At 67.1% G+C, this 11,927-nt stretch carries 8 protein-coding genes and 3 pseudogenes; 8 read left to right on the top strand and 3 right to left on the bottom strand.

What is annotated here, in order from left to right:
- Window positions 1–104: 104 nt before the first annotated feature.
- Window positions 105–452, bottom strand: a pseudogene (locus OG609_RS45975) (TauD/TfdA family dioxygenase); the annotation flags it as partial.
- 535 nt (window positions 453–987) lie between these two features.
- Between OG609_RS45975 and OG609_RS01820 the strand changes: the two are divergent.
- From OG609_RS01820 to OG609_RS45970, 8 genes and pseudogenes are all read left to right on the top strand, one after another.
- On the top strand, window positions 988–2,010 hold the full coding sequence (locus tag OG609_RS01820; RefSeq protein ID WP_327271115.1) for an AraC family transcriptional regulator: 1,023 nt from the start codon (window positions 988–990) through the stop codon (window positions 2,008–2,010).
- A gap of 384 nt (window positions 2,011–2,394) precedes the next feature.
- Window positions 2,395–3,453 (top strand): 3-keto-5-aminohexanoate cleavage protein, encoded by a 1,059-nt coding sequence (locus OG609_RS01815; protein WP_327271114.1) that lies wholly within the window; start codon window positions 2,395–2,397, stop codon window positions 3,451–3,453.
- 82 nt (window positions 3,454–3,535) lie between these two features.
- On the top strand, window positions 3,536–4,507 hold the full coding sequence (locus OG609_RS01810; protein WP_327271113.1) for a quinone oxidoreductase family protein: 972 nt from the start codon (window positions 3,536–3,538) through the stop codon (window positions 4,505–4,507).
- Window positions 4,508–4,588: 81 nt separating this feature from the next.
- On the top strand, window positions 4,589–5,464 hold the full coding sequence (locus tag OG609_RS01805) for a TauD/TfdA dioxygenase family protein (RefSeq protein ID WP_327271112.1): 876 nt from the start codon (window positions 4,589–4,591) through the stop codon (window positions 5,462–5,464).
- 30 nt (window positions 5,465–5,494) lie between these two features.
- Complete coding sequence (locus OG609_RS01800) at window positions 5,495–6,826, top strand: MFS transporter (RefSeq protein WP_327271111.1); 1,332 nt, start codon at window positions 5,495–5,497, stop codon at window positions 6,824–6,826.
- Window positions 6,823–7,407 carry an RBBP9/YdeN family alpha/beta hydrolase gene (locus OG609_RS01795; protein ID WP_327271110.1) on the top strand — a complete coding sequence of 195 codons (585 nt, stop codon included), beginning with the start codon at window positions 6,823–6,825 and terminating at the stop codon, window positions 7,405–7,407. Before OG609_RS01800 ends, OG609_RS01795 begins: the two co-directional genes overlap by 4 nt.
- A gap of 73 nt (window positions 7,408–7,480) precedes the next feature.
- Window positions 7,481–7,953: pseudogene (locus OG609_RS01790) on the top strand (acetoacetate--CoA ligase); the annotation flags it as partial.
- A 1-nt stretch (window position 7,954) separates the two neighbouring features.
- Window positions 7,955–8,396: pseudogene (locus OG609_RS45970) on the top strand (AfsR/SARP family transcriptional regulator); the annotation flags it as partial.
- Window positions 8,397–8,446: 50 nt separating this feature from the next.
- Here OG609_RS45970 and OG609_RS01780 read toward each other — a convergent pair.
- Both OG609_RS01780 and OG609_RS01775 read right to left on the bottom strand, forming a co-directional pair.
- Window positions 8,447–10,378, bottom strand: a complete 1,932-nt coding sequence (locus OG609_RS01780; RefSeq protein WP_327271109.1) for a non-ribosomal peptide synthetase — start codon at window positions 10,376–10,378, stop codon at window positions 8,447–8,449.
- 77 nt (window positions 10,379–10,455) lie between these two features.
- Window positions 10,456–11,622, bottom strand: coding sequence for an ATP-grasp domain-containing protein (locus OG609_RS01775; protein ID WP_327271108.1), 1,167 nt, complete (start codon window positions 11,620–11,622; stop codon window positions 10,456–10,458).
- Between the last annotated feature and the right edge of the window lie 305 nt (window positions 11,623–11,927).

Here is an 11,927-nt window from a genome sequence, read left to right as displayed (position 1 = left end):
GGGGGCAACCCCGCCGCGATCGGGGCCGCTGCCGGTGCTGTGCGGATCTCCCCAGAAGCCGGGCGGCAGGCCGCGTCCCTGCCGCACGGCCGGCTGACGACGGCGGTGCGTGCGCCGGAGCGGGCCGCTCGCAGGCACAGCAGCCCGAGGGCATCGGATCCGTCGGTGTGGAACGGCAACCTCGCTCTGGTCTGGTATTCGCGCGTTCCCGGGTCGGCAAGGCTACGGCCGGTGTCCCGGGCGTGGCCCAGCATGTGGCCTGATGCCTTCTGCGACACCGGAACACCCAGATGCCGGCCCACTCCCCAGAAAATGGTGTTTGCCGCCGCCTGGCTGTATCGCTCGACCGGAATGCGTTTGACGAGCACGAATCCGCGTCCGTTCTCCAGTACGCCGGCGATGCGTTCCAGTTCGCCGGCCAGGGTCGGCAGCGGAAAATCGCCGGCGGTCATCTTCAGCAGTGGAAGGCCCCGCGCACGCACCGCGCGCAGGGCCGCCTCGAGTTCGTCGATCTGCGCCGGCGAGAGCCGCAGGACCCATTCCTCGGAGTCCGCCAGGTCCGGACCCGCCCACACGGCCGGCCCGGTGCAGGGCCGACGCAGCACGTTGATCACGCTTTTCACGGTGACTTCCCTCAGGTCGTACGTCTTTCTTCGGACTCGTGTGCAGCTCATTGCTGGCTGGAACAGAAATCGTGCGTACGACCTCTCGCCTTTCCTTGCGGAATATCTCTGACGGCTTCGGTGCGTGTCATTGCCCCGAATTCATTGATCTGCAGGAAATTCCGTGCCGCCTTTTCAGGGCTGGTCAGCACGTGAACTTTTTTGCCATGGTGCTCTCCGCTGAATTTCCGATCGGCCGGGGCGCCGCATCCAGGCGGAGAACCTCACCGCAGTGGTGCAACGCTAGGTCACGACGTGGCCCATGGCTTGACGTGACGTGACATCTCACTTATCACTTGGGGACAAAGCCCCCTGGAGCGCGCCCATGAAGCCTCTTGTCCGCAATGCAGCGCTGAACAACTATGTCGAGGTCAGCCAGTCGCTGGGCATCGATGCGCGGGCCCTGATGAAGCGCGTGGGCCTTGACCCTGTCGGCCTCACGGTCCAGGACAGATGGATCCCCGGCACGGCGGTCACCCAGCTGCTCGAACTCTCGGCGGCGGCCTCACGGCGCGGGGACTTCGGCCTGCTCCTCGCCGAGCGGCGCAGCTTCTCCAATCTCGGCCCCATCAGTCTGGTCCTGCGCGACGAGCCCGATGTCCGCAGTGCCCTCGAACTTCTCGTCCGCCATGAGCACATGTACAACGAGATGCTCCGCAGCCGGCTCTCCGGGGCGAACGGCCTGGCCACCCTCAAGGTGAGCCTCGAGCTGGGTGAGGCGATGGCCGCCCGCCAGGCCACGGAGCTGGCCGTGGGCGCTTTCCACGGGGTCCTCCGCAGCTTTCTCGGTAACCGGTGGCAGCCGTTGTCCGTGTGCTTCACGCACGACGCGCCGGTGGATCCCGGTACCCACCGGCGCCTCTTCGGTCCCGTAGTGGAATTCGACCGGGAGTTCAACGGGATCGTCTTCTACGCCAGCGATCTCAAGGCTCCCAACCCCATGTCGGACCCGCTGCTGCGGACCTATGCCCGGCAGTATTTCGAGTCCATCGCGGTCTCGAAGGACACCACCGTGCTGGACCGGGTGCGTGAGCTGATCGAAGTCCTGCTGCCCACCGGGCGCTGTTCGATCGAGCAGGTCGCAGACAGCCTCGGCATCGACCGGAGGACGATCCACCGGCACCTCGCGGCCTCGGGCGAGACGTTCTCCGCCGTTCTCAACGCCACACGTACCCAGCTCGCGGAGCAGCTCGTGGCGAACCCGCGCCGCTCGTTCACGGAGATCTCCGGGCTTCTGGGATTCTCGGCACCGAGTGCTTTCTCGCGCTGGTTCCGCGAGCGGTTCGGCTGCAGCCCGAGGGAGTGGCGGGTCCGCGGTACCGGGCAGCGGCCTTCCGGCGAGGAGTGACCACTCAGATTTCTGCAGGGGTGTGGAACGGCCGTTCACGCCATATCCCGGCATGACCCTGCCTGGGACCGGGGACGGCGGCCGCGACGGCAAGGCATGTCCCCAAGCGGTAAGTCTTCTGTCACCTTCGGTCAAGCGCGCGCCCTGGCCCACCCTTAACGTTGCCTCACCGCAAGGGACAAGGCCGATCCCACGAGGACGGGCAGAAATCCTGCCCGCAGCCGAATGTTCCCTCCCGGGCCCGCCGATCGTATCCGAGCCCCCGGCGAGCCCGGGAACCCCGTCTGCATTCCCGCGTCCGCTCCTCGCAAGCCCTCCGGGCCTCGCATCGAAGGCAGTGATGCGTGTGGCGAGTGAAGACCCATCCGACAAAGGAGATGGACCATGCACTTCTTCGACGACTCCCTGTATCCGGAGAACCAGGAGAGGCTGGTCATCCAGGCCGCGCCCTACGGGCCGGAGTGGTTGCCCGGTGACGCCGACGACCTACCGCTCACCATGGACGAGCACGTGCGGGCGGCCGTCGACTGCTACAACGCCGGCGCCACGGTGCTGCACATCCACGTGCGCGAGCTGGACGGCCACGGATCCAAGCGCATCTCCATGTTCAACGAACTGATGGCCCGCCTGCGCGAGGCCGTGCCGGACATGGTCCTGCAGATCGGCGGGTCGATCTCCTTCGCCCCCGAGGACGAGGGCGGCGACGCCAAGTGGCTCAGCTACGACACTCGCCATATGCTGGCCGAGATCACTCCGGGGCCTGACCAGGTGACGATCGCGATCAATACCAACCAGATGAACATCGTCGAGCTCTTCGACGACGAGGACATCGAGGGCACCTCGATCGCCAAGCCCGGCTACTACAAGGCCTATCGGGACATGGTGGTCGAGGCCGGGCCGGACTTCTACCTCGAGCACCTCGCGCGGCTCCGTGCCAACGGCATCCAGCCGCACTTCCAACTCGCCAACATGGCGCAGCTGGAGACCGTGGAGCGGCTGATCCGCAAGGGCATCTACAGCGGTCCGCTGGTGCTCAACTACGTTGCCATCGGCGGCGGGTTCGCCGGCCGGCACCCGGCCGATCTGATCGAGTTCATCCGCCGTGTCCCGGACGGCGCCGTGCTCACCATCGAGGCATCCATGCGCGCGGTGGCGCCGATGAACGCGATCGGCATCGCCCTCGGCACCCACGTGCGGGTGGGCAACGAGGACAACCTGTGGCGGCACAAGGGCGAGCGGATGTCCTCCGTGGAGCAGGTCGAGCAGATGGTCAAGATCGCCCATGCGCTCGGGCGCGAGATCGCCACCGGGCAGGAGGCGAAGAAGATCTACAGGATCGGCGAATGGTACTCGGACGCCGACGAGACCCTGGACCGGCTCGGCATGGTGCCCAACCGCCGCCCCGGCCGGCGCGGTTCCATGCTGCGCGACCTCAAGAGCTGATTCGATCCTACTGGCGGCGGCCAGGGTTCCCGCCCCGCCGTCGCCCCACACAGCCCCCACACACGAGCAAACGGAGCACGTCATGGCACACGCCATTCGATTCCATGAAACCGGTGGCCCTGAGGTCATGCGGTGGGAACAGGTCGTCGTCGGCGACCCGGGTCCGGGCGAGGTACGGATCCGGCACGTCGCCGTCGGACTCAACTTCGCCGATACCTACTTCCGCACCGGCTTGTACCCGGCTCCGCTGCCTGCGGGGCTCGGCGTGGAGGCCTCGGGTGTGATCGAGGCCGTGGGCGAGGGGGTGCCGCATGTCGCCGAGGGCGACCGTGTGACCTACACCGGCAGTCCGCTGGGTGCCTACAGCACGGAGCGGGTCATGCCCGCGGATTCACTGATCAAGCTGCCGGACGAGATCGGCTGCGAGACCGCCGCGGCGATGACCATGCGCGGACTCACCGCGGCATACCTGCTGCGCCGGATCCACCCGCTGAAGTCCGGCGATACCGTGCTGCTCCACGCGGCGGCCGGCGGCGTCGGTCTGATCGTCTCCCAGTGGGCGAAGCTGCTCGGCATCACGGTGATCGGCACGGTCTCCAGCGAGGAGAAGGCCGAGGTCGCCCGCGCCCACGGCTGCGAGCACATCGTCTACTACCGGCGCGAGAACGTGGCCGAGCGGGTGCGTGAACTGACCGACGGCAAGGGCGTCCCGGTCGTCTTCGACAGTATCGGCAAGGACACCGTCGCCGGATCCATGGCCTCGCTGCAACGCCGCGGCCTGCTGGTGTGTTTCGGCACGGCCTCAGGAGTTCCACCGCTCGACGCCATGCAACTGGCCATCCACGGCTCGCTGTTCGTGACCCGTCCCGCTCTGGCCGACTACATCGCCGAGCCGGCGGAGCGGGACGCCCTGGCCGGGGAACTGTTCGGGCACGTCGCGGCTGGTCGTATCAAGATCGAGATCAACCAGCGCTACGCCCTTCAGGACGCGGTACAGGCCCATCGTGACCTGGAAGCGGGACGGACCACGGGATCTTCCGTCTTCGTCCTCTGAGCTCGCCGTGCCCCGCACGTGACCCCCAGGAGTGAGCACATGTCCCAGACCGTCCGCCCGAAGGAAGGCACGCCCGCCCTGGTGCGTCCGGGCGTCCTCCGTACCTCGATCAAGGTTGAGCCGCTGACCTGCACCATCGGCGCCGAACTGTCCGGTGTGAACCTCGGCGACGCCGCGCGCGACGGCGATCTGTTCGCCGAGATCAAGGCGCTGCTGCTGCAGTACAAGGTCCTGTTCCTGCGGGACCAGGAGATCACGCGCGCCGAACACATCGCCTTCGCCGGGCGCTTCGGCCCGTTGGAGGACCATCCGGTGGTCGGCAGCGACCCCGAACACCCGGGGCTGGTCCGCATCTACAAGGATCTGGACAGCAAACCCGAGCACTACGAGAACGCGCTGCACTGCGACGCAACCTGGCGCGCGTGCCCGCCCATGGGCGCCGTGCTGCGCTGCGTGGAAACACCAGAGGTCGGTGGTGACACGATCTGGGTCAACATGGCTGAGGCCTATCGCAGGCTGCCGGAGCACATCAAGACGCAGATTGCGGGCCTGCGCGCACGGCACAGCATCGAGGCGACCTTCGGCGCTGTGATGCCGACGGAGCAACGTCACGAGCTGAAGGCCCGCTTCCCGGACCCGGAGCACCCGGTGGTGCGTGCTCACCCGGAGACCGGCGAGCAGATTCTCTTCGTCAATGCCTTCACCACACACTTCGTCAATTACCACACGCCCGAGAACGTGCGCTTCGGCCAGGACTACGCGCCCGGATCGGGCGGTCTCCTGAACTACCTGATCAGCCAGGCGGCCGTGCCCGAGTACCAGGTGCGCTGGCGCTGGCAGAAGAACAGCGTCGCCATCTGGGACAACCGCTCCACCCAGCATTACGCCGTCCAGGACTATTGGCCCGCCGTCCGCAAGATGGAGCGCGCGGGGATTGTCGGCGACCAACCTTTCTGAGCCGCGACCAGAGACGAAAAGGTGATGCCCATGGGACTGCACACTGCCGGCACAACGGTGCCGGGGACGTCTCCCGCCACACCGGCTGTATCCCGTAGCTATGCCTGGCTCGTGTTCGCCCTCGGTTTTGGGCTTCTGCTGTCCGACTACATGTCGCGACAGGTCCTCAACGCGGTTTTTCCCCTGTTGAAGGCCGAATGGCTGCTCTCCGATGCCGAGTTGGGCTCTCTCAGCGGCATCGTTGCCCTGATGGTCGGAGTGCTCACCTTTCCCCTGTCGCTTCTGGCGGACCGCTGGGGCCGGGTCAGGACCTTGGTCATCGCCGCGACGGCGTGGAGCCTGGCGACCCTGGGCTGTGCCATTTCCGCGAGCTACGGCCAGATGTTCCTGGGCCGGTTCATGGTCGGCGTCGGAGAGGCGGCCTACGGGAGCGTCGGCATCGCGGTGGTCCTCAGCGTGTTCCCCATCGGTTTGCGGGCCACGCTCTCCGGAGCCTTCATGGCGGGGGGTTCGTTCGGATCCGTGCTGGGCGTGTCGGTCGGCGGTGTGATCGCCCAGGAGCATGGCTGGCGCTGGGCGTTCGGCGCGATGGGAATCCTCGGACTGGTCCTGGCCGCGGTCTACGGCCTCGTGGTCACCGAGAAGAGGCTGGGCCCGGCGTCCATCCGCAACAGCGCCGTGTCCGGGGAACGCGCCCCCGTCCGGACCCAGCTGCCGAGGCTGTTCTCCTCGGTCTCCGTGGTCTGCGCCTACATCGGCAGCGGGCTGCAGATGTTCATCGCGATGGCCCTGCTCGCGTGGATACCCAGTTTCCTCAACCGGTACTACGACATGCCTCCTGCGAAGGCCGGCCTGGCCGCCGGGGTCTTCGCGCTGATCAGTGGCATTGGCATGATCCTCTGCGGGATCGTCGCGGACCGCCTCAGCCGGAAGGCCGCAGCCCGGAAGTGGATCGTTGCGATCGTCTGCGCGCTCGGGTCGTTCGTGCTGTTGATGACGGGATTCCACTTGCCGGTCGGCCCGCTGCAGCTTGTGTTGATCGCGGCCGGGACCTTGGTGGCCGGCGGCACCGCCGGTCCGGCGGCCGCCATGGTAGCCAATCTGACCCCCGCCGCCATTGCGGCGACGGCTTTCGCCACCCTTACTCTGGCCAACAGCCTGCTCGGGCTGGCTCCCGGGCCCGCGGTGACGGGCATGCTCGCGGACCACCTGGGCCTGCTCGGCGCACTGCAGGTGATCCCGCTCGTCGCGCTCGCGGGCAGCGTGGCCTTCACCATCGGCAAGTTCTCCTACGAAAATGACCTGCGCCGCCTGGGGCTGCTAACCGGCCCGGCGCTCAAGACCCCGGAGTTGCAGTCATGAGTCTCAGCGCACAGCCGACGGTCGTCATCGTCCCCGGACTGCGCGATCATGTGCCGGACCACTGGCAGACCGCCCTCGCCAACAAGATCGCCGACGCCCGAACCGTTCCCCCGCTGGAGAAAGACAGGCTGAGCCGCGACGCCCAGGTTGCCGCACTCAACAAGGCGCTGTCGGACATCTCCGGGCCCGTCGTACTGGTTGCCCACAGTGCCGGGGTGATGACCACCGTGCACTGGGCGCAACGACACCGGCGTCCCGTCGAGGGCGCACTGCTGGCGGCGCCGCCGGACTTCGACACACCGCTGCCGGAGGGCTACCCCACCCTGGAAGTCCTGCGCGAAAACGGCTGGACGCCGACGCCCCGGACACCCCTGGCCTTCCCCAGCATCGTCGCGGCGAGCACGAACGACCCCCTGGCCACTGCCGATCGCGTCGCTGATCTCGCCAGGGCATGGGGGAGCCGCCTCGTTGACCTCGGCCCGGTCGGACACCTCAACCCTGCCTCCGGCTACGGCGCATGGCCCCGGGCGGAGGAGTTCGTCCGCGAGCTCGGCCGAGCCTCGTCCGACATGTCCGCCTGACCGGCGACGGCCTCGCCTCACTCTCCCTCCTCCCCGTGCCGGGCAGGAGGGAGTCGGGTGCGTCGGGGCGCAGGGGGAGCTGGTGGTGACGGCACCGCTTCGCTCGATGCCGTTGCACTTCGTCAACGACCCGGAGAACCAGCGCTATCTGGCGAGCTACTTCGATGTCTATCCCGGAATCTGGCGGCACGGCGATTAGGTCACGGTCGAACCGGACCTGTCGGTCGTGGTGGCGGGACGTTCGGATTCAACACTCAACCGCATGGGCGTGCGGATGGGGTCCGCCGACATCTACGCCGTTGTCGAGCAGCTTCCCCAGATCGCAGACAGTCCGGTCATCGGCGCCGAACTGCCGGACAGTCGATACGTCATGCCGCTTTTCGTCGTCCTCGCCGAAGGGGAGTCCGTCGACGACGCACTTCGGATTGCCATCACGACGTCGATCAAACACACGCTCTCACCTGGCACGTTCCGGATGTCATCGTTCCGATAGCTGCCGTGCCGCGCACCTTGACCGGGAAGAAGCTGGAGGTCCCTGTCAAGCGCCATCGACGCCGTGACCGGGCTGCCGCGCACCGCACGGGTCGTCAATGTCATCGGCCCCGGCGGTCTCGGCAAGACCCGGCTCGCGTATGCCGTCAGCCGCCGAACAGTGGGTGGTGCACTTCGTGCCGCTCGCCGGTGTCACCGCTGACGACAATGTGGCAGGGGAGGTTGCATCGGCGATCGGGGTCGGGGAGAGTCGGCAATTCGCCGGGGGCGGGGATCTTGTCGAGGCCGTCGTCGGAGCACTGGGCCCCGGCGCCGTTCTGCTGGTAGCCGACAACCGCGAGCAGGTCGTCCACGGCGCCGCCGACCTGGTACAGGCTCTGGTGTCGCGGTCCAAGGAGCTGCGGGCGCTGGCCATCAGCAGGGCGCGCCTCGGGCTGACTTCGGAATCCCTGTATGCGCTGGCGGAGCGGACCCTCGCCACCTCCGTCGAACTTTTCGGGGACACTCTCCCGCGCCGAAACGGGCCTTCGACTACGCCTCCTCCAGGTCAGCCGGCGGGCGAGCGCGCGCACGGTCGGCGCCTGCAGCAGCGTCGCCATCGGTACGTCGCGATGCCGAACGCCGCCTGGATCTGCAGCTTGAGTCGCAGCACGTCGAGCGAGGTGCCGCCCAGATCGAAGAAACTGACGGTCGCGGGCACCTGCTCGATGTTCAGTACGCGGGCGTAGGCCTCGGCGAGCGTGGTCTCGACGTCGCCTTCCGGAGCCACGTGGTCGCTGAGGAACCGGGCGCTCACCTCGTCCGCGCGGTGGGCCGCGGCGTCCAGGTCACCGGCCTCGACGGCGGCGCGCAGGCACGCCCGCAGGATCTTGTTGAGGTTGCTGCGGGGGATGTCCGACTCGGCGACGGGCAGGATCAGATGCGGCCTGAATCCCCAGTGCATGACCGTGGAGCTGCGGATCGCGACGAGCGTTCGGTACAGGGACGTCTCGTCCGTCGCGTCGTCGGCGGGGACGAAGGCGACGGCGAGCTGTTCGGAGTCGGCGCCTTCGGGCCGGACCGGGAAGGCGGCGACGTGCCCGCGCCGCACGCCGTCCAGTTCGTCGAGGGCCGCTTCCAGGTCGTGGCTGTAGTAGTTGACGCCGTTGACGATGACGGAATCCTTGGTGCGGCCGACGAGTGTCAACCGGCCGTCGGTGTCCAGGCGTCCGAGGTCCCCGGTGCGAAACCAGCCGTCCTTGGTGAACGCCTCGGCGGTGGCCGTCTCGTTCCCGTAGTACCCGCTGGTGACCATCGTGCCGCGCAGCTGCACCTCTCCCGGCTTGGTGCAGCCGGGCTGCCGCGTGGAGGACAGCACGGTGCCGTCTCCCCCCGCGACACGGATCTCCAGACCGCGCGCGGGGCGTCCGAGTGGCGGGAACTCCGAGGCCAGGTCGCGGGCGGCGAAGTCGCGGTTGAACACGCTGCCCGCGCAGGTCTCGGTCATTCCGAAGGCGGGCACGACCACGTCGCCGCGCAGCCCGTACGGGGCGAGCGCCGCCAGGAAGCTCCGCACGGTGGCGGTCACGGTGGCCTCGCCGCCGGAGATGATGTGCCGGACGTGCGACAGGTCCAACTCGCCATCCGTAAGCGGTTGTTGTGCAATCGCCTGATTCAGCTGCCCGAACAGGAAGTTGGGGGTGAAGGTCACCCGCACGCGATGCGCGGCGATCAGCCGGAGGAACTCCAGGGGGTCGGCGAGGACCGTGGCCGGGTCCGTCATGACCTGGGCCGCTCCGTTGAACATGGGCAGCAGATGGGCCTCGATGGCGGCGATGTGGTCGGCCGAGATCCAGTTCAACGAGGTGTCGCCGGGTCCGAGGTCGAGCGCCCCCGCCTTCCCGGCTTGCGCGGCAAGGAGATTGGCGTGGGTGAGCCGGACGGCCTTGCTCGCCCCGGTGGACCCGGAGGTGAGCATCAGCAGGGCGAGGCTGTCCGGGGCGGGCGTGTGCAGCGGCTGTGGCCCGGCCGCTGCATGGCTCAGCTCCTCGACGGTCACCGATCGCAGGCCCACATCGGGTAGTTCGCGAGGGGCCTCCTTGGAGCTGATCACCGGCGGGTCGCCGAGCAGCGTCCGCAGATGCTCCAACTGGCCGCGCCACCGCGCCGGATCGGCCGTCGAGGCGACCGGGCACGGCACGACGCTGCTCAGCACGCAGCCCCAGAAAGCGGGGAAGAAATGCTCGGTCTCGGTGGCCGATATCAGCACGCGGTCGCCCGGGACGGTGCCGTCGTCGCGCAGTCCTTGCGCAATGCGCGCGGCGGACTCCCGTAATTCCGCGTAGGAAAGGAATGAGCCGCCGACGAAGGTGACACCGCGGGATGTGTCGAGCGCCGCACGATCGAGAGGTCGGGAAGCGTCGCGACATGACGTGTTTCCGGCATGGAAAGATGACCTCCGGTCGAAGGGAATGGAAAAGCGGACAGAGGTGGGCCACACTTTCCCTGGCGAGCGGACGGTTGATGAACGTGCTGCGGACAGCTGGCGAGGGCGCTTCTACGGGCCGAAGGCGCCCTTTATGTTCCGCCGGTCGCGTTGAATCGGACGATGTCGTGAATCGTCTTCTCCAGTTTGGATTCGTCCGGGTCGGACACGATCGCCTGGCCGATACGGCCGTAGGGACCGACCGGCGCGTCGGGTGACGAGTCGTAGTGGATCTGGTCGAACCGGAAGGCGCGCTCGAAATCCTCCTGGGTCAGGTGGCCGCTGTCGGGGCGCCGCAGGAGGACGAATCCATAGAAACGGTCGGGCGCTCCGTCGCGCCCCATCTGGGTCGGCGGTTCACCGAGCGCCAGGCTGATCTCGGCGTCGAACAGGTCGACACCGTAAGTCAATTCATTGACCTGTGGGGAAAGCCCACCGGGAAGCCGGATGGCGCACTCGCCGAATGTGAGGTCCGTTTCTTCCTCGAAAATCTCCAAGTGGAAGACGCAATCGGGGGCGCCGAGGCTCCCGAGGACCTGGTGGACGATCGTCTCGGCCTGCTGGAACAACCCGGTGTGGAGCCTTCTGTCCAGCACCCAAGCGGCGAGGGTCCCGTCGTGAGCGGCGTCGACCGGTGCTTCGTGGTAGCGGCCCATGGACGACCACTGGAGCTCACCGTCTCTCCAAATGCCGTCGATGTAGACCTCCGGCGCGTCGATGAACGACTCGGCGACGATCTCCACGTCCGACGTCCCCGAGAAGAGCGCGAGGGCGCGTTCGTACTCCTCCGCGGAACGGATGATGTTCGTGCGCAGAGCGCCGGCCCCGGTCGCCGGCTTGACCACGAAAATCTTGCCCAGGTCGTCGATGAGTTCCTGGTAAGAAGTGCCCTTCGGTACATGTCGACAACGCGCCCGCCGGACCTCGGGGAGAAGTCTGCTTTTCTGGAGGTACTTGTCGCGGAAAGAGAGAACGGTGCGCGAATCCGTATTTCCAGGAAGCCTCAGCTGCTGCCGCAGATAGGCCGCGGTGAACACTCCCATTTCATGGACGGACAAGACGCCGGCGATATTGTCTAGCCGTCGGGCGAGCACTGCACGGAGCACTTCCTGAGCGTTCTCGAAATCGGCGACCCAGCAGGATTCCCGGTCGTCCGGCGCACCCATGGGTGCCTGGACCACATAGAAAGGATCCAGGCCGCGACGTCGCAGCGCCCGGTCGAGATCGCCTCGATATCCGATGACGATCACTCTCGGCATTCTCGCCCTCCCGCATTTGATTCAGACGATCGATGGATCGGATGAACGTTTTTACTTTGGCCGAGGACGGCACGTCGGCATCCTTTCACAGTGATCCCAGGATGTGGACACGCGAAGACGTGATCATTTACGAAGATGATGTGACATGAATCACAGGAAATATCTTCCAATGGCGCAGGCGCAAAATCGTCGGTGATGCCCTCGCTGTGAATTCCGCCATTACCGGCAAACGTGGCAAATGGCGGCCCGATAGCCGGTCGCGGATCAGCCCATACGTTCGCAGACGGCGGGCATGGCGCCGTTGA

The organism is Streptomyces sp. NBC_01224 (assembly GCF_036002945.1).
In the GTDB taxonomy this organism is placed as follows: Bacteria; Actinomycetota; Actinomycetes; order Streptomycetales; family Streptomycetaceae; genus Streptomyces.
The sequence above is the reverse complement of the archived record's forward strand: the minus strand, read 5'-3'. Positions and strand labels throughout refer to the sequence as shown.

Coding starts and splice junctions, on each gene's coding strand:
- OG609_RS01820 (WP_327271115.1), top strand. CDS start 988: ATGAAGCCTCTTGTCCGCAATGCAGCGCTGAACAACTATGTCGAGGTC.
- OG609_RS01815 (WP_327271114.1), top strand. CDS start 2,395: ATGCACTTCTTCGACGACTCCCTGTATCCGGAGAACCAGGAGAGGCTG.
- OG609_RS01810 (WP_327271113.1), top strand. CDS start 3,536: ATGGCACACGCCATTCGATTCCATGAAACCGGTGGCCCTGAGGTCATG.
- OG609_RS01800 (WP_327271111.1), top strand. CDS start 5,495: ATGGGACTGCACACTGCCGGCACAACGGTGCCGGGGACGTCTCCCGCC.
- OG609_RS01795 (WP_327271110.1), top strand. CDS start 6,823: ATGAGTCTCAGCGCACAGCCGACGGTCGTCATCGTCCCCGGACTGCGC.
- OG609_RS01775 (WP_327271108.1), bottom strand. CDS start 11,622: ATGCCGAGAGTGATCGTCATCGGATATCGAGGCGATCTCGACCGGGCG.